We start from the raw sequence: 19924 nt of genomic DNA, 5'->3' as shown, positions 1-19924 counted from the left end.
GACAGGGTGATAGCGGGGAAGGAGATTGGTCTTTTTGAGTAAGCGCTTAATTCAAATTAACGGACAAGACTTTATCCGGATGGTGGAGGCCGGGGCCAATGCATTGAAATCGAACGTAGACCGGGTCAATGCATTAAACGTTTTTCCGGTGCCGGATGGTGACACGGGAACGAATATGAACCTGACGCTGACGTCCGGTGTGGAGGAACTGCGCCGCAGGCCTTCGGATCATATCGGCAAAGCGGGTGAAGCATTGGCCAAAGGGCTGCTGATGGGTGCGCGCGGTAATTCAGGCGTCATCTTATCGCAGTTGTTCCGCGGCTTTGCGAAGGCGGTGTCGGATTTGGAATCGGTCAATGCTAAGCAGTTTGCCGCGGCGTTCCAAAGCGGTGTTGACATGGCTTATAAAGCGGTGGTCAAACCGGTGGAAGGAACGATACTGACCGTAGCCAAGGAATCGGCCAAGCAAGCCGTGAAAACAGCGGAGCGGCAGTCGGATATCCATATCGTCATGGAGGAGCTGCTTAAGAAATCGCGGGAAGCACTCGCGAAGACGCAGGACATGCTCCCCGTGCTGAAGCAGGTCGGTGTAGTCGATTCCGGCGCCCAAGGCCTTGTTCTCATCTATGAGGGGTTCATGTCCGCATTGGTGTCCGAGATAACGGAAGAGCCCGCGGATATGCCCTATACCGCTTTCGGGGCTGTTCAGCCGCTGGATGAGGTGTTGGAACAGAATGCCCTTACCATCTCCAAACCGCTCGAACATGTGCATGGGGAACTGCACAGCGCTCAGGCGAAGCTGGCGACCGAGGATATCGAATTTGGATACTGTACGGAATTCATGGTGAGGTTGAACGCTGACAAGGTTGCAAGCCGGACCTTCGACGAGCATCGTTTCCGCGAAGAGTTGTCCGCGTTCGGCGACTCTCTGCTCGTTGTGGCCGACGACGATCTCGTGAAGGTGCACATTCATGCGGAATATCCGGGCAGCGTTATGAATCTGGCGCAAAACTACGGAGACCTAAGCCGCATCAAGATTGAGAATATGCGTGACCAGCATACGCATATTTTAATGGAGGAAGCCGGGCAGCGGAACGCAGCGCAATCGGGGATGGCCGTACATTTGTCTGCGGATTCTGAAGATGCCGCTGCCCGGAAGGAAGCCGTACAAGAGCTTAAACGCTACGGATTTGTGGCGGTTTCTGCAGGAGAAGGCATTTCCGGCATCTTTACGAGTCTCGGGGTCGATCGGGTACTGCACGGCGGACAAACGATGAATCCGAGTACGGAGGACATCGTGCGTGCGGTAGCCGGGGTCGATGCCCAGACGGTTTTTGTTCTGCCAAACAACTCCAACATTATTCTCGCAGCGCAGCAAGCGGTAGAACTCGTGGAAGACAAGCAGGTGATCGTGATCCCGAGCAAATCCATTCCTCAAGGGATCGCAGCCGTCATCGCCTTCCAGGAGAATGCGGCTCCGGAGGAGAATGCCGAGGAGATGCAGCAGGCGCTGCAGCATGTACAGGCGGGACAAGTGACCTATGCCGTTCGCGATACACAGATGGATGGGATGGACATCAAGCAAGGGGATTACATCGGCATACACAATGGCCGTATTGTCTCCTCCGAGCCGGATATCTTGGCCTCCTGCCGGAAGCTGATCGACAGTCTTGTCGGAGGCGGTGCCGAAATCGTCACGCTGTATGCGGGGGCGGAAGCCCGGCCGGAACAGACGGAGCAGCTGGCAGATTATATCGAACAAACGTATGCGGATGTGGAAGTGGAAGTCCACGAGGGCGGCCAGCCTCTCTACTACTACATCATTTCTGCGGAATAAAAAAAGTTTAGATAAGGAAGGGGGCAGCTTTTTTGAGTCAAGTTCGAATTGTAACGGACAGTACGGCAGACATACCGGCCGACCTTCGGGAGAAGCTTGGCATCGCTATGGTGCCGTTAAAGGTGTTGTTCGGTCAAGAAGTGCTTCGGGATGCTGTAGATATCGGACCGGAGCAGTTTTATGGCAGGTTGACCGAGTCCAACGATATGCCGACCACCTCCCAGCCGTCTCCTGTGGAATTTCAACAGCTGTATCAAAAGCTGGCGGAGGAGAGCGGCGGTCCGATTATTTCGATTCATTTGTCATCCAGGATGAGCGGGACTTACCAGTCTGCGGTACTGGCCAAATCCATGGTCGAAGGCGATGCGGATATTGAAGTGGTGGACAGCCGTTCAGCTTCTTACGGCATTGGAATGCTTGTCGTAGCAGCTGCCGAGGCGGCGAGGCAGGGAAAGAGCAAGGAAGAAATATTAGAGCTGATTGCAAAGATGCGTCAAACGCAGCGGCTGTATTTCCTGGTCGACACGCTGGAATATTTGCAGAGGGGCGGCCGTATCGGCAAAGCGGCGGCGTTATTCGGATCGCTGCTGAACATTAAGCCCATTTTGTCTATTAACGCGGAAGGGGAAGTGTATTCCGTAGATAAAATACGCGGGCAGAAAAAGGCTATGAACCGGATCGTCGAGCTGCTTCAGCAGGACTTGGGCGGCCAGCCGATTCACTTGATCCTCGCGTATACGACCGGACGGGATACGGCGGAAGAGCTGAAGTCGCTCATTGCGCAGCATTTTACTATAGAGAGCGTGCATTACACACACATTGGCCCCGTGATCGGCACCCATGTCGGGCCTGGAACCGTAGCGGCATTTGCGCTCCCTGTCTGATATGACCATTGATTTATATTCGCTTCCGGTCACGAAGGTGTCCGGCGTCAAAGGCAAGAAGCCTGAGGAGTTGCTCGCGCTTGGGATTACGAGCGTCGGGGAGCTCCTCGATTATTATCCTTTCCGCTACGAGGATTACACGCTTCGGGATTTGACGCAGGTGAAGGATGGCGACAAAATTACGGTGCAGGCAAAGATAGCAGGGGTTCCTCAGGTCCAAATGTATGGCCGGATGAAATCCCGTATGAGCTGTAAAATCGTGGTCGACGGATTGTTCATTACGGCCGTTTGGTTTAACCGGCATTATTTGAAGGACAAGCTGAGCGCGGGCAGCGAAATAATATTGACAGGCAAATGGGATCAAAAAAGGATGAGCCTGACGGTAACGGAAGCGGAATTTCCGGGTCGGGGGACTTCGCAGATCGGCACGCTGCAGCCTGTTTATTCGGTGGGCGGATCGATCACGCAGAAGTGGTTCCGGCAAACGATGAAACAAGCGCTGCTGCAATTCGGTGAGATGATTCCGGAGGTGCTTCCTGCCGAGCTGCTTCGCAAATACGATCTTCTTCCGAGGAAGCAGGCTGTTTCCCTGCTGCATTTGCCCGGATCGATGGAGCAGGGCCAGCGGGCCAGACGCCGCATGGTGTATGAAGAGCTGTTCTTGTTTCAGCTTAAGATGCAGGCTTACCGCGCGCTTCATCATCAACGGGCCGACGGGGTTGCGCATCCTGTCGATTTGCCGGGGGTGCGCAGCTTTGTACGCAGCCTGCCGTTTGCATTGACGGAATCGCAAAAAAACGTGTTGGCTGAAATTCTTCATGACCTGCAGCAAAACTATGCGATGAACCGGCTGCTGCAGGGAGATGTCGGGGCCGGTAAAACCGTGGTGGCGGCGGCCTCCTTGTTTGCCGTTGTAAAAGCAGGCTACCAGGGGGCGCTTATGGCTCCGACGGAAATTTTGGCGGAACAGCACAAACGATCGCTTGATCGCTTGTTCGAGCCCTACGGCATTCAAACCGCCCTGCTCACCGGTAGCCTGACGGGCAAGCAGCGTCGTGAGGTGCTTGCTTCCTTGCAAATGGGGCTCACCGATATCATAGTCGGTACCCATGCGCTCATTCAGGAGGACGTGTTCTTCCGGAACCTGGGGCTTGTGGTGACGGATGAACAGCACCGCTTCGGCGTTCAGCAGCGGAGTATTTTGCGCCGCAAGGGTTTAAATCCCGATGTGCTGACGATGACGGCGACCCCGATTCCGCGGACGTTGGCCATCACCGCTTTCGGGGATATGGATGTATCTACGCTCAGGGAGCTGCCGAAGGGGCGTAAGCCGGTCAAGACGTACGCGGTAGGACACAACATGCTGGAGCGGGTGCTCGGTTTCATTCGCCGCGAGGTGGCTGCCGGCAGGCAGGCCTATGTCATTTGCCCGTTGATTGAAGAATCCGAGAAGCTCGACGTGCAAAACGCCATCGATGTGCATGCCCAGCTGCAGTACGCTTTTCCCGAATACAAAGTCGGTTTGCTTCACGGCCGGATGACGCCCGGCGAGAAGGATGAGGTCATGCGCGAATTCAGCGCCGGGCGGGTGCAGGTACTTGTATCCACGACCGTTATTGAGGTTGGCGTCGATGTGCCGAATGCCACTCTGATGGTGGTATACGATGCCGACCGGTTCGGGCTGTCACAGCTTCATCAGCTTCGGGGCCGTGTCGGGCGCGGCGAGCACCAATCTTATTGTGTGCTCATCGCCGATCCGAAGAATGAGGTCGGAAAAGAGCGGATGAAGGTGATGACTCAGACAAACGACGGGTTTGAAATCGCGCGGCGGGATTTGGAGCTGCGCGGTCCCGGTGATTTCTTCGGCACCAAACAAAGCGGCGTTCCAGATTTCCGGGTCGCGGATATGGTGATTGACTTTGAAATCATGGAGCAGGCGCGTGATGACGCTGCCGAGATGGTGCGGCGACCCGACTTTTGGACCGGGGCCGGTTATGCGTCGCTTCGAGAATATTTGCAGCGCGAGCGCATTTTCGATAATGACCTGATGGACTGATATTCCTCATAAAAAAGCATCCCGGCAGAGCATAAACCTGCCGGGATGCTTTTTTCACGGATAAAGGCTAGCCCTTGCCCTTCCATGGAAGAGAAAGCCACTTTTTTCTTCGTCTATGCCGCTTGGACCTAGGAATAAAAGTACTGGTATTGGGTTCAACAGATGTGAATGATTCCCTAAGGTTTTTGGAATCATGGGATAGCAATAAAGAAAGCTCTTCCTTTGTAACTCCTCCGTTGTCCATTTCTATCCGCCCTTATTCGATAATATTCGACAAGTTCTATATTACCGTATTTGCTTGGAGATGAAAACCTGTTTAAATGGTTAGCCGACTGTCATCGATGTCCTGGTATTAAAATATGCGGCCTTCCAAGGTGTTCGGGGTCACAGCTGCGGCGGGGTGGAACAATAAATAGGTACACATGGCCAAGCCCTCCGTCATAGACTTACTGTGTGTGGTATAGAAGTCCACTCTACTTACGTGAAAGCGGAGGTGCAGCTCAATGAGCTATACAAAGTTCGGTTTTGATCCCGCGCAGGTGGAGCGGATCAAGCTGAAAATGAAAAACCCGGAAACCAAAGAACGTGTCAAAATGATTTTGAAGGGCGTAAACAAGTACGATTTGCAGGACCGGGTGAAGGTGCGCCGCTTTGTCGCGACGTTGACCAAGGTGCTCGGCGAGAAGGTAACGGAGCAGCAGACGGAGCATCTGGTCAATTTTGTGATCTCCCAAAAAATCGATCCGAATAATACGTTTCACTTGATTAAGCTGTGGAGCATGTTCCGCTGAAGCGGAACGTGTTTTTTTTCTACGGCGGCATGAATAACTAACAGGATCTTCCTAACGGTTTGTCGAAGTAATTACGGTCAAAATTTCCAAAGGAGTTGACCCGCATTGCTTTCCAAAAACCGTCTGCGTCCACAACGGAGAATATACTTTAGACCTGAACATAAGAATTGTCCTCACTGCCAACAGAAATTACGTCGTTCACATACAGCATGGAATAAGAAAATCGCCACATTGAAAGAAGTCGTTCACGTTTGGAGCATGGCCTACCATTGCGAAAATCCAGATTGCCCGAAGCCAGGTGTATACTACAAATCGGCGGAAGCAGAAGCAATAAGCATGAAGCATTCTCCTTACGGCTTCGACGTTGTTTGCCTAGTTGGTGAACTTCGCTTCAAACGGCATATGACCCGCAAGGAGATTGCGGATGAATTGAACGCGAGAGGTGTTCAGACATCCGAACGGAGCGCACAAAATCTGTATGAACGGTATCAAACATTGCTTGCTGCTAGTCTTACTGAACATACGAAGAAAGTGCTGGCTGAAGTCACAGAACAAAACGGCGGTATTATCTTGTCTATGGATGGCGTCCAGCCAGAGAAAGGCAATGAGACACTTTATGTAATTCGTGAAGTATTCAGCGGTACTGTCTTAATAGCAAAAAACATGAAAAGTGGTTCATCTGCCGAGTTACAAACGCTCATCCAACCGATCATCGAGCAAGGCTATCCGATCGTCGGTATTGTTAGTGATGGACAGCAATCCATTCGTCTAGCGATGGAGACGCTTTTGCCCGATGTGCCTTATCAATATTGCCAGTACCATTATTTAAAAGACATCGCGAAACCGGTTGTTGATGTCGATCGAAAGTTAAAGACCGAGCTCAAGAAAAGCATGCGCGGCATTCGTGAAGTCGAGCGGAAAATCGAACAGTCGGATTCACAAGAAGCAAGCATCGCGAAGGGTTACGTTGCTGCCGTACGTGCATTGCTCTTGGAAGACGGAAATCCTCCATTAGATTTACCCGGTATGCGTATCTATGAACAGGCCCAAGCCATTCAAGCGTCCCTTCAAAAATGCTTGGATAAAAAAGGGGGCCACCCTACTTCAAAACGTTTTCAGAATATTTAGTAAAGTCGATTCCCTTCAGCAACAATACGAGAAAGTCGCTCGCTGGATGAAGCCAATCCGTCACATTGCAGAAATCCTTGAACCCAGCATGGATAAGACAAGCAAGACAGTTGAATGGGAAATGACAAAGCTGTTGGATTGGGTTCGGCTTTCCTATACCGAAGAGAATGATCTGGAAATGGTTAACAATCTCCTTAGTTACAGCAAGGGATTCTGGAAGGGACTCTTCACTTGCTACGATCATTATCATGTGCCAAGAACGAACAACGATCTGGAACGCTTCTTCCGAGCTACGAAGACACGACACCGTCGGATGACCGGGCTACGCAACTGGAACGAATACATCTTACGGAATGGTGAGATGGTTGTGCTCGTTGATGATGGACTTAAACAGGAAAACCTAATCGCCCGTTTAAGGATGGTCGACTACACAAGCTACAAGAAACAGAAAGAAAAATGGAATAACCGGTTGAGCGATAGTGTTATGCGCAAACGGTTTAAACGCGATCCACAAAATTATCTTAAAAATTTAGAAAACCAATGGCTCAAATAACATGTATGTTATTCATGCCGCCGTAGTTTTTTTGCAGGGTTCAAGTGAAGGATGCATTGTCAAGCGGCGCAGCAAAAGTTATAATTTTGAATAGATTGCTAGTTTTTGTCATAGGGGGAGAGAGAATGTCACACTCAGAAAAGCCGGAGCAAGGCAGTAGAGGGTTGACGCGCCGTCAGCTGTTGGCCACGGTCGGTTCGGCCACGGCGATGTTGCTGGCATCAGGAGCAGGCACGGGTTGGGGTACGGCGTCGGCTGCTGCACTGCCTGGCGCTGTCCAGCAGGAGTCGCCGATTTGGCATAATGTGAAGGATTACGGGGCAGGCAATCTCGGACGAACCAATGTGGACGATGCACCCGCCATCCAATCCGCCATGAATGCGGCTGTGAGGACAGGGGGCATCGTTTATTTTCCTCCGGGTACCTATTATTTGAATTCGAGCCTTGTGCTTTACTCTAATGTTAAGCTGCTTGGAGCATCCAGCCAGAGGTCGGTGCTCAAGTCGCTTCAGTCTCATTTGATCCTGATGGTTGGCAACGGTGTGAAGCATGCCGAAGTGGAAAGTCTTGGATTCGAGGGGACCGGAAATCTGTATCAGGAAGTATTCGCAGATCCGGAACGGGCGGTTCACCTCAAGGATTGCGAGCATGTTCGGATACGGGATTGCTCGTTCTCCAAGATTACAAACGGCATACGGATCACGGATTGCCGGCATGTTGCAGTGAGCGGCTGCTTGTTCAATTCCTTGCTTTCAGCGGGTAATGATAATGAGGGATACGGTATCGTGGCCGAATCCGGAGAAGGGCTTCGGATTACGGATAACCGGTTTGTGCAGCTGCCCAGACCCTGCATCTATCTGTCGGCAGGATGCTCCTATTCGACCGTATCCGGCAATACGGCGGAGAAATGCAAAGACGCCTTTGTGGTCGTGTCCTCGAAGATCAAGCCCTGCTCGCATAACCGGATTGAAGGAAACACGGCTTCCGGCGCCGGATTGGCCAAGGACGAGACGAGCTGTTCTCGCGGCATCCTGCTGCGCAGCTACAGCACGGACAATCTGATTCAGCACAATGTCATTTCCCGGGCGGCGTTTACGGGCATTATGCTTGAAGGAGAAGGAACGGCGGAGCTGGAGCGTCCGGCGGGCAATCTCATTTCCGGCAATAAGGTCGACGGCGCGCCGGAAGGCATTGCCCTGCTGAACAGCGATGGCAATGCCGTGACAGGCAACGACGTCCGGCGTGTGAAAACCGGCATCCTGCTGAATACCAAGGGCGAAGGGAGCGGGGCCCGGTGCCGCAGCAACCTGGTGTCAGGCAATACGCTGTTTAGCTGCTCCTCGGCAGCCATCCGGCTCGGCAGCGCCCGCTGTGAAAGCAACACGGTATACGGCAATTCCGGTGCAGGGAATGGCGAAGCCCTTGCGGATCAAGGGACGGATACGGCAAAAAGCGGCTTCTGACGGATACCGTCCGATGCCGGATTAGTGCAGTGATGCCGGCTGTTATATGCCTTCCCGCGCCCGGATCCCCTTCTTTTATGGAAGCGCAAGAAAATATGAAGCGAGGGAATTTCTCCTGCTGCGTAAGAGAGAGTCTGCTCACAGCAGTTCGGCGCCGATCAAGTCGGCTAGCCTTACCCATGTGGAGCCTTCACTGCAGCGTACCTTGATCCGCTGCAGATGCAGATCGGCCTGCAGAATCGTACAGTCGATCGATTTGCGCTCCCCGTTATCATACAGTGTAAGGCGCAGCGCCGCGTCTTCATGGAGCGCGATGCCGAGCGTCTGTCCAAGCTCCTCCAAGCGCTGCTCGTCGAGCGTCGGCTTCTCTTGTCTGCCGAGCTCGCGGCGGTGCCGGAGCAATTGCTCCTTATGCTCGGGCAGCATCATGCGTGAGGACTCCCATAGGATGTTTTTGCCGGGTGTCAATTTGTTGTCTTTCATTTATAATGTCCTCCGATTTTCAATGATCTCTCCACGGCTTGGCCGGCCGCAGTCAGCGAAGAAGCCCGTACAATGGCCGAGCTCCCGTACCGATCCTTTATCAAGTCGGTTGCTTTCTCTAAAGACCTGATTTTTTCTTGATCCTCGAATAAGGTAAGCTGATAATTTTGATCATTCGTCAACTGGCTTAAGGTGACGCCGAGGCGGCGTACTGGCATATGGTCCCAAAAGCGATAAAAAAGCTTCTTCACGGCTTTGAATACCGTATTCGTATGATTCGTAGGGTCCGGCATCTTCATCTGGCGGGAAAATCCGGTCGGTGCTTCGTAGGGGCTGCACATGCAGCTCACCGTCACTACGGAACCCATATATCCTTTACGCCGGCAGTCGCGGCAGACCTCCTCCGTGAGCTCGAGAAGTATCGTGTCCACCTCGGTCGTTTTCGTGTAGTCTCTGGGTAAAGTCATCATGTGTCCGATGGACTTGGGCGGAGTGTCAAAGGTTTTGGGAGTAACCACACTTTCATCCAGGCCGTTCGCCGTCCGCCACATCACCTCGGCATGGATATCCGACTGCTTGCCGAAATAGGCACGGAATCGAGCTTTGAGGCGCGGAAGCGGCGTTCTCGCGATATCGCCGATGGTATGCATGCCAAAGCGGGTAAAATGAGCCGTCATACGGGAGCCGACTCCGAACATCTTATTTACGGGCTGAGGCCACAGTAAATCTTCCACTTGTGAAGCGGGTAGGGTAAACACGCCGCTCTCATTCTTTTTGGCCCATATATCGGTTGCGATTTTAGCCAGTATTTTGTTGGAACTGATTCCGATCCTCACCCATACCCCGGTTTGCCTCAGGACCTTCTGTTGAATCGACCGGGCAATCGTTACAGGATCCCCGAAAATGGACAAGCTTGCCGAAACGTCCAGAAATTGCTCGTCGATGCTGAATACTTCAACAAGATCGGTATACTCTTCATAGATTTGTGTAATCATCAGCGAAACATCGATATAATGCTGCATGCGGGGACGTACCACAACCAGATCCGGGCACTTGTTCAATGCTTCGCCAAGCCGTTCGGCGGTGGTTACTCCATAGCTTTTGGCTATAGGACAAGCGGCCAGAATGATTCCGGACCGGCGTGCGGGATCTCCCGCCACAGCAACGGGTTTATTTTTGTATTCCGGGTGATCCGCTTTTTCTACGCTGGCATAAAACGACTGACAGTCCGCCAGCATGATGGTGCGCGCGCTCTTGTTAGAAGTTGAAACGGAAGTCAGCATATGATGTTCACCCTCACTTACAGAACGTATGTTCTTAACATACACAGGATAGCGAACAAATATTCGTATTTCAATAGGAGAGCCTCAGGTAATTTTTTCCGAGACCCGATATTGGGGGGAGAAGGCTGGACATAAGCGGCGCCTATGGAAGATAATGGGTAGAAGAGATAAACGTCCCGGATAGGCTTGGGCGTTCGTTTGTTTCCGTTTATGAACTTCTGCGTGCCGTTATTTGGCCTGAGGGTCTATGGTTGGATGGGTCATAACCTGTGAGGAGGATGAGAAACGATGAGCAGTGTTCGAAATCTGCTTCATGCCGTTGAGAGCATGGAAATGATCGATTTAACCCATGTGCTGGAGGAGGATATGCCGGTTTATCCGACGCACTCGCGCTATTTTCATACCAAGTGGGATTCGTTCGAGACAGGAAGTCCGGCGCTTGTGTGCCAACTGCTCATCAATGAACATTGCGGTACGCATGTAGATGCTACGGGACACTTCTTGAAGGAAGGGGAGCCTGCACACCGGTATATGGCGGAAACACCCCTGGAGCATTGTATGGGACGGGCGTTGACCCTCGATTTCTCCAGCTATGAAGCTTCGGATCTGGTGTCCAGGCAAGAGGTGCTCTTGTGGGAAAAAGAACATTTTTCCATTGAAGAAGGGGATATCGTATTATTCCGGTTTGGCTGGGACCGGTATTGGACGCCGCGATCCGCCGGCCGAACCTACACGGCCAGTTGGCCCGGTCTGAGCGAGGAAGCTGCCGCCTATCTGGCATCCAAAAAAATAAAGGCTGTGGGATGCGATACGCTGGCCATTGACAGTTCGCATTCAGACGGCTATCCGGCACATTATCAGCTTCTCGGGAATGGCATTACCATTTTTGAAAACCTGAAAGGATTGGAACGGATTGCCGGAGAATCCTTCTTTATCGGTTTTCCGCTCAAGATTAAAGGCGGTTCCGGCTCACCGGTTCGGGCGGTCGCTTGGATCCCGAAGAATGAGGCCAGGAGGTTATCTGTTCATCATGCTGAACATCAATAAAATACATCACGCCGCTATCATTTGCTCCGACTATGCGAAATCCAAAGCTTTTTACACGGAGGTGCTCGGTCTTCCGGTAATCCGCGAAACGTACCGGGCGGAACGAAATTCCTATAAGCTGGACCTGCTGGTAGGGAAGGATCATCAGATCGAACTGTTCTCCTTTCCGGGCGCTCCGCCAAGACCCAGCTACCCGGAAGCGCAGGGGTTGAGGCATCTGGCTTTTGAGGTGGACGATATCGAAGAGGCGGTCCAAAAGCTGCAAAATCAAGGCGTTGCAGTCGAGCCCGTCCGCATCGACGAAACAACGGGAAAGCGGTTCACTTTCTTTTCCGACCCCGATGCGCTTCCGCTCGAGCTGTATGAGAAATAACGAACGCTTGCTTGATCATGACGCATTCGCGCAAAGCCTCGAAGCGCAAAAAGGGGCCGTCCCATAAGTAAAGTAGTTTTTAACTACGCAGGGACGGCCCTGTTTTCTTAACTTCTCGTTTCCATACAGAAAAAAAGGTCGAGTAGAGGGCTATACTTGCTCTCTTACTCGACCTTTTTGGTTCATCGCCGCCCACTTTAATAAATTATGGGCAAGGGAAAGCCACCCGACCTCCAGTTGCCATTTCTTCGACTTCTCTTTGTGGTAGGTGCTGTATTTGACAATAGCCTGAACTTCTTCTTGCTCCAAATAGGCGTAGTTTTCTTCTCCGCCATACCCTGCATCGGCAATGACTGTATCCGGCAGTTTGCCTAGAGCCGCTTTCACTTTCTCCAGATGCGGTTTCAAGCAGCGTGTATCCGTTGGACGCTGATGCAGACTGTAACCGACAATAAATTGGTTTTCCGTTCCGATCAGTACGTTGTATCCGGGCTTCAATTACCCATTTCGCATGTGATCCTCCTTCATTCGCATGAACGTTGCGTCCGGATCGGTTTTGCTGCAGCTGTTCCGTTATCCCAGCACTTCCTGATGTCGTTCATACTTTTGTAGCCGGGGCAGCAGGTCCTTCCGCAGCATCCGTACCGCTTTTTTTTAGCGGCTTGTCTTTAGGCTTGTGCTGCAGCTTCTCTTCCAGCTTCTGAACCGCCTTTTCCAGCTTTTCACTTGTGAGGCTGGCAGCTTCGCCGAGCTCCGACAAATCCCGGCCTTGCTCTTCCTGTTCTTCCTGTTGCTCTGCCGCCTCGATGCTCGCAAACAGTGTCTTCACTTTTTCCTGCAGCTTGGCCTTGTGCTTTACCACTGCCTTTCCCCATACAAACGTATACTTATTGGCATTGGCTTCGATCTTGGTTCCGTCAACGAAATAGTGCTCCAGCTTGACGTACTTCTCCTCGACGAGAAAACCTAAAATGGCTGTAAAAACCGTTTCGAGGACATCTTTCATCCGCTCGGAGCGGAAGCGGTTAATGGTGTGGAAATCCGGCCGCTGTCTGGCCGCAAGCCACATGAACATGATATTTTCGCGGACGGCTTTGGCGATCTGACGTGAGAAATAGATCCGCTGGGTGTAGGCGCACACCTTTTGTTTTACAAAAATGAAAAAGGGGTACCCGTCACCTCGGTGACTTATGGGACACCCCCTTGCACTATTTGTTTTGTTTTTTCAAATTTTCCATTTGTTTGAACAGCACTTCCAATTCTTTCTGCAGCACTTCCATATCCTTAAACATTTGGATCATGTCTTTATCTTCCGTAAGCACCTTGATAGCATGCTCAACCATCTTGTTCATCGCGATCCGTCCTTTCGGTATTTGCAATCAGTGTACGGCCGAAAGGAAGAATTCGTGTCCGCGCTTGTACAAGATAAGTGAAATGACGCACCCTTTATTTTTTATTGGAATCTTCATCATCGCCATCAAAGGCATGCTGTATATTATCCATTGTCTGTTCAACGAAATCATTCAGTAAATCGGTTGCGGCCACATCCTGCTGATCGGGTGGTGTATTGATGCCGGCAGCGGTATTGGATGTTTCGTTGAGATAATCCTTTTCATTGTCCATTGTATTCATCGTCCTTCCGGAGATTTTTATTCTTTGTATGGTATACAGAACAGTTTCTTTTTATGTAAATCTTTCACGGCAAAAAAACGCCTCTCCATAAAAATGAGATATGACAACAAGCAGAGCGCTGATTCCGTTTGCAATTTCGTTTATTGTTTCATCCGGGGGTTTATGATGAAAACCGCTCGATATCACACATATAGAACCTTACTGGCCAATGCCCATAGACTAACAAAAGGCATGCTGATTTAAGGCTTATCATAACGGCCCGTCTAGCGACAGAGGCCCTGGTCAATCATTTCGGATGACTAAATATACGATAAGGCCCATCACTGGAAAAAACAGTAGGCCAAACAGCACGATAATCGCATATTCCTGGCTTTTGCCCCTGCTCAAAGCATCCCGATAAGCCCAAATGCTTAAAATGATATGTAATACGGAAAGCAAAAGGCCAAATACGAAAACAAAAATGATCATACCGCTAAACATAAAGCCTGGTTCCACAACCATTCTCTCACCTCGAATTGTATTCTATTCCTGATTATAACGAAAATTTGGAAGTTTCAATATAAAAAAATCCGCTCTTTTGAGCCGGGTGTATCGGCTGGTATGATTACGGTGCTGCAGAGCAGCAATGCAACCGGCTGGCTCATGGGCCTCGAAAAGTACCAGAATAAGGTGGGGCATGATGCCCCACCAGTGAAAGGAGTAGAATCCATCCGCCCTTCAGATTATAGTTAAATCAGTCAGTAATAGCGGTGACTTCTACTCTTCTTGTTTTTTGAGCAGAGTTGGAATGTTCATCCCTCTGCGTTCGATCTCCTTCTCAAGCATTTTTATAAAGTCCCTGTCTAAATCAAGTTCAATGGCTAGCTTGTACGCATGGATTAGTGCAACGTCAGATATCCTTCGCACTCAAATGTCTCCTTTGATAGCGAATGGATCCTATCCCTTCACCGTGTACAGAATATCCGGAAATGGAATCAATAGAAATATCAAATTCGTTTACCTATATAACCCGTACACTATAGTTCAAAATGCCGATCCGGCGAATGAATACAAAAAGTAATATTAATGGAAAAAAGAGGATTTTGGGTATATGGTTATCATCGAGGCTTGATCGAGGGGGATCATAATAATTCAGGGCCCCGTCTCGCGACGAGGCCCTTTCATGGGAGAGGAGAAACCGGACGAAGAGCTTATGGGGAACGTAAGTCTTCTCCGCGGTTGTCTACGACATTTTCGGATGTCGATGATATAAGGATGACCCGATCGGAACCAAGATATACATCGGCCGGAAAAATTTTTTTAGATTTTTTGTGCAAAAGAATTTGTTTATGGTACGATAGCATTACTACGCAGGTAAAGGAAGGCTGTAAGATGAGAGTCATATCGGGCAGTGCCAAAGGGCGGCCGCTCAAAGCGGTGCCGGGTATGGGGACGAGGCCCACAACGGATAAGGTGAAAGAAGCGGTGTTCAGCATGATCGGACCTTATTTCGACGGCGGACAAGTGCTGGATTTGTTCGCCGGGACAGGCGGGCTCAGTATTGAAGCGCTCAGCCGCGGAATGGACCGGGCCGTGCTGACGGATATGGACAAGAAAGCGATCGACACGATCCGTCACAATCTTCAGAACACCGGCTTTTCGGACCGGGCTGAGATTTACCGCAATGACGCCTTTCGCGCCATCAAAGCGCTTTCAAAACGGGAGGCGCGGTTTGATCTGGTTTTTGTGGATCCGCCATACAAGTTAAAGATCATCGGGGAGCTGCTGGGGCAATTGCAGCAGAGCGGCTTGCTGGCCGGTGAAGCTCGCGTCGTCGTCGAGCATGATGCGCAGGACCGGCATGAGGAATCCTATGGAATGTTGGAACAGGTACGCCGGGCGGAATACGGGGATACGGCGATAACGATTTATCAAAACCGTACAAGGGTATAGAAACATCAAAGGGCAATGTTATAGGGGGCTGACCATACAAATGGACGTAAAAGAGCAGGGAACCAATCAAAGACTCCAAGTGGCGGTTTATCCAGGAAGTTTTGATCCTGTGACGAACGGGCATCTGGACATTATTCGCCGGGCTGCCAAGGTGTTCGATAAGCTGGTGGTGGCGGTGCTGAACAATACGAGCAAAAATCCGCTGTTTACGCTGGAGGAGCGAATGGAACTGCTGCGCAGGGTGACGGCCGATCTGCCGAATGTAGAAATCGACGGATTTCGCGATTTGCTTATCAATTATATGCAGAAAAAAAACGCGAATCTTATCGTCAGAGGACTGCGCGCGGTTTCGGATTTCGAATATGAGATGCAGCTGGCGTCGACAAATCGAAAGCTGAAAGATGATATTGAGACGTTCTTTATGACGTCCACGCCCAAATACTCGTACTTAAGCTCCAGTATCGTCAAAGAGGTTGCCCGGTTCCACGGGCCAGTGGTCGATTTGGTGCCTCCCGAGGTAGAAAAGGCGCTGAAGGGCAAATATGGAACCGGGGTAAAGGCTTAGGCCGCGTAGAAAAAACGCCTTGTTCCTTAATCCTCCTGCATCGCCGGGTTACCGCAGATTCCTTTACAGCGGACCGTTCCTTTGGCGTCCCCGGTAAAAGAGAAAGGCTGCGAACACCGAAAGCACTAGAAGGATCAAGATGACGGTTCCGAACTGGAGCATCATCGGGCTAATGAACGGCCAGAGACTGTCGCGTCCGGCATCCCAATCGGAGCCGTAGATACCATAGTTGGCGAGAACGGGCTGTTCTTGGCTCATCCAGCTCATCAGCGGCTTCCAGGAGACCAGCGTCAGCACAAAGGCGATGCTTCCATGGTGGATGCGCGACCGTACAAAATGCAAATACCGCAGATCCGTCGAGACGGTCAGGCTTTTGACTTGTGCATGGGTGGACAGGCCGCCCCAAGCCAGCAGCATGCTGAGAAGCGCATAAAAGAACGAACTTTGGGATGCGCCGGCCGCCTGCGCCATCGCGTAAGCGCCCAGGTGCGGTTCGAATAAACCGGTCAATAGTGCGGAGATCAGCGAAAGCGCGTCGCCTGGATTTGCTCCGAGCAGGGAAACGGCGGAAGCCAGCGCCTCCGGCAGGCCGGTAAGGGACAGGGCATGGACCAGTACGGAGAACATCATGATGTACCCGCCAATAATGAAAAGCTGCTGCACACCGGAAGAGACGGCATCACCCAGCAGCTTGCCGAACGTCCGGCCGTCGCGGACCCTCGCTTCATAAAACGCTTGAAAGCTGTGAGAGATCCAGCCTTTTCCGGCGTATTTTTTCACGGGAGCGTACCTTCCGGAACCGAACCGGTGAAAGACGGCCATGAACAGGGCCGCGGCATAATGGATAATGGCGAGCGCGAGTCCGGCGGCAGGGCTGCCGAGGAAACCGACGCCGACGACGCCGATCATAAATACGGGACTGGACATATGGGAAACGGCCAACAGCCGTTCGCCTTCTTCCCGTGTAAGCAGCCCGTCCTTGCGAAGTGCGCTTACCCCTGCGGCTCCGGCGGGCATGCCTGCCGTGAAGCCGAGGGAGATTACCCAGCCTCCGGCGCCGGGGAGCCGAAGGAGTGCGCGCAGCAAAGGCTCCATCAATGCGCCGAGGCCGTGCAGGACTCCCATGCCGCGCAGCAGCTCGGTAATGATCAGGAACGGCAGCAGCGCCGGGAACACAAGCTTCCACCAGAGGCTCAAGCCTTGAAGGGAGGCTTGAAAGGCTTGGTCGGGGAACAAGATGATGCTGATCACCAAAGCAAGCGCCGCAGCGCCTAAGTACAACGTGGTCAAGCGTGGGGAAAGAAGGGCCTGCAACGCTTTCATCCGAATCACTCCAGCTTTTTAAATCAGATTGGTACATGTTTACGCTTTGTCCGCATGGATTAGACCATGCCGACGCACCATACAGAGAGATGGTTATCATAAGGAACGGGTGGGGAAACGCTCTATGGGAGAGGCTCGACATATGAAACGGGCGTCACGCATCGTTTTTTCGGTTTTCACTGCCATAGCTTTGTTGTATCTCATTTATTTCATGCCGCTGCCGCTGTATATTTTCAAACCCGGCACGGCCGATGTTATACAGCCTATGGTTCAAGTGGAGCAGGCTGCGTCCGAAGAAGAGAAAGGGCAGTTTATGCTGACCACGGTCGCGGTAAGCGATGCAACGGTGTACGGGTACCTGATGTCGTTTATAAGCCCTTATCAGGAGCTGCGTTTAAAGGAGGACCTGCTGCGCAAGGGAGAGTCCGAATCGGAATATACCCAGCGGCAAGCGGTCGTCATGATGACATCGCAAGCGGATGCGATTCAGGCTGTCTATAACAAGTTGAACATTCCATATCGGATCAGCCATGACGGGGTCGTCGTCGAGCATATTTATCCCGATTATCCGGCTCATGAGATTCTTCGGGCCGGGGATTATATCGTCAAGGTGGATGATAAGCCCATTACAACGGCGGATGAATTAAGGGCGTCGTTAGCGAATAAAAAAGCCGGGGATACGGCGGCCATAAGCTATAAGCGGGGAAACGTCATCCGGACGGGCAACATCGCTTTGGCGGTTCTGCCAAGCGAGGACGCCACTGCTCCGGCAGGTGCCCAAAGGCAAAGAGCCGGACTGGGCATCGTTCCTGCAGAGGTTCACAGCGTTAAGGCGGAAGACGAAAGCAAACAAGTGTCGATTAAGGCTGGGAACATCGGCGGCCCCTCCGCCGGGCTGATGTTTGCGCTTGAGATTTATAACCGTTTTGTACCGGAAGATATTACGAAAGGGTATAAAATCGCAGGCACCGGTGAAATTGACCCGGAAGGCAATGTTGGGGTGATCGGGGGCATTCAACATAAGGTTGTCGCAGCCGACCGGGCGGGAGCCGACATTTTCTTCAGCCCCAAGGATTACCGTACGCCGGACGGTCGAACGATCCCCAACTATACGGATGCAAAGAAGCGGGCTGAAGAAATCGGTACGGACATGACCGTCGTTCCCGTAGGAACGTTGGATGAGGCTTTGCAGTACTTGGCCGGTTTGCCGGTCAAGCCAAGCAGTTAGACCGGATACGAATGGGCGCTTCGTAATAATCCCTGAACCAATCGTCCGGTGTCGGCGACGCATAGCCCAAGGCATAGACGGATGTTGCGCGGATATCCAGCTCCAGGAGCGGCGAGGCTGCTGTGGTCACTTTGGTGACGATAGGCACCTTCGCCGTTTTTTTCATCCGTTTGAGCAGCTCCTGTCCTTTCGGGCTGAAGCCCAGCACCCGCAAATACGGAACGCCCTGCCGCAGCGTTTCGGGGGATAGGTCCTGCTTGCTATGGTTCAGCAGGATACGCAGCAGGGTCCGCTGCAGCTTGGTTCGCGTGTACCGCTTCGTTTTGAGCTTGTCGATCAGCGTCTCCACCAAAGCTTGTGCTGCGTCCCCGTCGGTATCCGGACGAAGGTCCGCCAGCGCCTTGCGGATACGGTGCTCAAGCCCCTCGGTCACCTCATGAAAGGACGTAAGCTGCTCTGGGCTGTGATGCATCAGCTGCAGCAGCAGCGGCTTCGCAAAGCGCTCCCAATCGACCGGTCCGCGGCCGGCCTTCCATTCGCGGGTCATGATCTCCAGTGTTGCGGCGGGCACGAAAGGTCGGATGCCCGTAAGCGACCGGTCCGTCATCAGGATCCGTCGGATGGCCGTAGCGCTGGCAATCCGGTTATCGGTGATATTCGCCTGGTTAAATTCCGCTTTCGTTCTTGTGATCGCGAACGGTTCAATCCGGCTTTGAAGACGGCGCAGCGCGATCACATAATGAAGCCCGAGCGTATTGTTCGGCTTTGCCAATTCTTCTTCCTTGGCCCCGGGCAGAAGATGAGATACCGCTTTGCTGTAGGCCGCCGGATACGGCATGCCTTTTTTCAGCTCGAGCTGCAGCAACCGTGCCAGCTCTTCGGGCTCCTCGTGCAGCTTGTCCGCCGCCGCCTTCAGCCAATCGATGCTGCCGCTCTCGCAGCCGAAGCACAGGCTGTCTACGATCCCGGTAGCGTCCAAAGCGGACACCGCTCCGTAAGCAAACCATTCCGCAGGCTGGGCGGAGAAGGCGACAGGCAGCTCCAGCACGAGGTCGGCGCCCATGCGCAGCGCCATCTCGGCGCGCGCCCATTTATTGACGACGGCCGGCTCGCCCCGTTGAAGGAAATGACCGCTCATGATACAAATCGCACTGTCCGCTCCCGTAACCTTTTTCGATTGTTGGTAATGATAGTAGTGACCGTTATGCAGCGGATTATATTCGACAATTAAACCGACCGTTCGCATAGGGAATGTCCTCCGTTCATGCTGCACAGTGCATTTTCACAACATAGACACATGATTATTCACTATAGCACGAACTGAAAATGTTGACAAAATGTAACGG

The 19924-nt window shown here is 52.1% G+C and carries 20 protein-coding genes and 1 pseudogene; 12 read left to right on the top strand and 9 right to left on the bottom strand.

Annotated elements, in window-relative coordinates; genetic code table 11:
- Positions 1 to 34: 34 nt before the first annotated feature.
- The 7 genes from EXW96_RS12080 (at position 35) to EXW96_RS12050 (ending at position 8712) form a co-directional block, all read left to right on the top strand.
- On the top strand, positions 35 to 1837 hold the full coding sequence (locus tag EXW96_RS12080; RefSeq protein WP_062407882.1) for a DAK2 domain-containing protein: 1803 nt from the start codon (positions 35 to 37) through the stop codon (positions 1835 to 1837).
- Positions 1838 to 1869: 32 nt separating this feature from the next.
- Positions 1870 to 2721, top strand: coding sequence for a DegV family protein (locus EXW96_RS12075; RefSeq protein ID WP_054818943.1), 852 nt, complete (start codon positions 1870 to 1872; stop codon positions 2719 to 2721).
- Between the two features lies 1 nt (position 2722).
- Positions 2723 to 4777, top strand: coding sequence for an ATP-dependent DNA helicase RecG (gene recG / locus EXW96_RS12070; protein WP_074728146.1), 2055 nt, complete (start codon positions 2723 to 2725; stop codon positions 4775 to 4777).
- A 503-nt stretch (positions 4778 to 5280) separates the two neighbouring features.
- Entirely contained in the window at positions 5281 to 5568 is a 288-nt protein-coding gene (locus EXW96_RS12065; RefSeq protein WP_054818944.1) for a stage VI sporulation protein F, read from the top strand.
- 258 nt (positions 5569 to 5826) lie between these two features.
- Positions 5827 to 6696 (top strand): transposase, encoded by an 870-nt coding sequence (locus tag EXW96_RS12060; RefSeq protein ID WP_254611176.1) that lies wholly within the window; start codon positions 5827 to 5829, stop codon positions 6694 to 6696.
- A gap of 46 nt (positions 6697 to 6742) precedes the next feature.
- The gene (locus tag EXW96_RS12055; protein ID WP_054820364.1) at positions 6743 to 7249 is read left to right on the top strand and encodes a hypothetical protein; all 507 of its coding nucleotides are present in this window, start codon (positions 6743 to 6745) and stop codon (positions 7247 to 7249) included.
- A gap of 125 nt (positions 7250 to 7374) precedes the next feature.
- Positions 7375 to 8712, top strand: a complete 1338-nt coding sequence (locus EXW96_RS12050; RefSeq protein WP_174350639.1) for a right-handed parallel beta-helix repeat-containing protein — start codon at positions 7375 to 7377, stop codon at positions 8710 to 8712.
- Between the two features lie 138 nt (positions 8713 to 8850).
- Here EXW96_RS12050 and EXW96_RS12045 read toward each other — a convergent pair whose 3' ends face one another.
- Positions 8851 to 9195: a YolD-like family protein gene (locus tag EXW96_RS12045; RefSeq protein WP_062407888.1), complete on the bottom strand. Its 345-nt coding sequence runs from the start codon at positions 9193 to 9195 to the stop codon at positions 8851 to 8853.
- Positions 9192 to 10478, bottom strand: a complete 1287-nt coding sequence (locus EXW96_RS12040; protein WP_062407890.1) for a DNA polymerase IV — start codon at positions 10476 to 10478, stop codon at positions 9192 to 9194. Before EXW96_RS12040 ends, EXW96_RS12045 begins: the two co-directional genes overlap by 4 nt.
- Positions 10479 to 10766: 288 nt before the next feature.
- Between EXW96_RS12040 and EXW96_RS12035 the strand changes: the two genes are divergently transcribed.
- Together EXW96_RS12035 and gloA2 are read left to right on the top strand one after the other, a co-directional pair.
- Positions 10767 to 11525: a cyclase family protein gene (locus tag EXW96_RS12035; protein WP_174350638.1), complete on the top strand. Its 759-nt coding sequence runs from the start codon at positions 10767 to 10769 to the stop codon at positions 11523 to 11525.
- The gene (gloA2, locus tag EXW96_RS12030) at positions 11512 to 11898 is read left to right on the top strand and encodes an SMU1112c/YaeR family gloxylase I-like metalloprotein (RefSeq protein ID WP_201023621.1); all 387 of its coding nucleotides are present in this window, start codon (positions 11512 to 11514) and stop codon (positions 11896 to 11898) included. The genes EXW96_RS12035 and gloA2 overlap by 14 nt, the downstream gene beginning before the upstream one ends.
- Positions 11899 to 12123: 225 nt before the next feature.
- Here the strand turns inward: gloA2 and EXW96_RS28765 are convergent.
- From EXW96_RS28765 to sda, 5 genes and pseudogenes are all read right to left on the bottom strand, one after another.
- Positions 12124 to 13039 (bottom strand): annotated as a pseudogene (locus EXW96_RS28765) (transposase); the annotation flags it as partial.
- Between the two features lie 67 nt (positions 13040 to 13106).
- Complete coding sequence (locus EXW96_RS12020) at positions 13107 to 13250, bottom strand: hypothetical protein (protein WP_160327348.1); 144 nt, start codon at positions 13248 to 13250, stop codon at positions 13107 to 13109.
- Between the two features lie 94 nt (positions 13251 to 13344).
- Complete coding sequence (locus EXW96_RS12015) at positions 13345 to 13521, bottom strand: hypothetical protein (protein ID WP_254611359.1); 177 nt, start codon at positions 13519 to 13521, stop codon at positions 13345 to 13347.
- A 291-nt stretch (positions 13522 to 13812) separates the two neighbouring features.
- Positions 13813 to 13998, bottom strand: coding sequence for a PLDc N-terminal domain-containing protein (locus EXW96_RS12010; protein ID WP_306277193.1), 186 nt, complete (start codon positions 13996 to 13998; stop codon positions 13813 to 13815).
- A gap of 288 nt (positions 13999 to 14286) precedes the next feature.
- Positions 14287 to 14436, bottom strand: coding sequence for a sporulation histidine kinase inhibitor Sda (gene sda, locus EXW96_RS27460; RefSeq protein ID WP_082660703.1), 150 nt, complete (start codon positions 14434 to 14436; stop codon positions 14287 to 14289).
- 465 nt (positions 14437 to 14901) lie between these two features.
- Here sda and rsmD point away from each other — a divergent pair, with 465 nt between their 5' ends.
- Together rsmD and coaD are read left to right on the top strand one after the other, a co-directional pair.
- Positions 14902 to 15462, top strand: coding sequence for a 16S rRNA (guanine(966)-N(2))-methyltransferase RsmD (gene rsmD / locus EXW96_RS12000; RefSeq protein WP_174350636.1), 561 nt, complete (start codon positions 14902 to 14904; stop codon positions 15460 to 15462).
- A 40-nt stretch (positions 15463 to 15502) separates the two neighbouring features.
- Positions 15503 to 16027, top strand: a complete 525-nt coding sequence (gene coaD / locus EXW96_RS11995; protein ID WP_054818951.1) for a pantetheine-phosphate adenylyltransferase — start codon at positions 15503 to 15505, stop codon at positions 16025 to 16027.
- A 63-nt stretch (positions 16028 to 16090) separates the two neighbouring features.
- Here coaD and EXW96_RS11990 read toward each other — a convergent pair whose 3' ends face one another.
- A complete protein-coding gene (locus EXW96_RS11990) occupies positions 16091 to 17350 on the bottom strand; it encodes a nucleoside recognition domain-containing protein (RefSeq protein ID WP_074728139.1) in 1260 nt (419 codons plus the stop codon).
- Between the two features lie 142 nt (positions 17351 to 17492).
- Between EXW96_RS11990 and EXW96_RS11985 the strand changes: the two genes are divergently transcribed.
- A complete protein-coding gene (locus EXW96_RS11985; RefSeq protein WP_249929541.1) occupies positions 17493 to 18578 on the top strand; it encodes a SepM family pheromone-processing serine protease in 1086 nt (361 codons plus the stop codon).
- On the opposite strand, the gene EXW96_RS11980 is transcribed toward EXW96_RS11985, so the two are convergent.
- Complete coding sequence (locus EXW96_RS11980) at positions 18562 to 19824, bottom strand: nucleotidyltransferase (protein ID WP_137670020.1); 1263 nt, start codon at positions 19822 to 19824, stop codon at positions 18562 to 18564. The two genes, EXW96_RS11985 and EXW96_RS11980, sit on opposite strands and share 17 nt — an antisense overlap.
- Between the last annotated feature and the right edge of the window lie 100 nt (positions 19825 to 19924).

Source organism: Paenibacillus sp. JMULE4 (genome assembly GCF_013337105.1).
Lineage (GTDB): Bacteria > Bacillota > Bacilli > Paenibacillales > NBRC-103111 > Paenibacillus_G > Paenibacillus_G naphthalenovorans.
The sequence above is the reverse complement of the archived record's forward strand: the minus strand, read 5'-3'. Positions and strand labels throughout refer to the sequence as shown.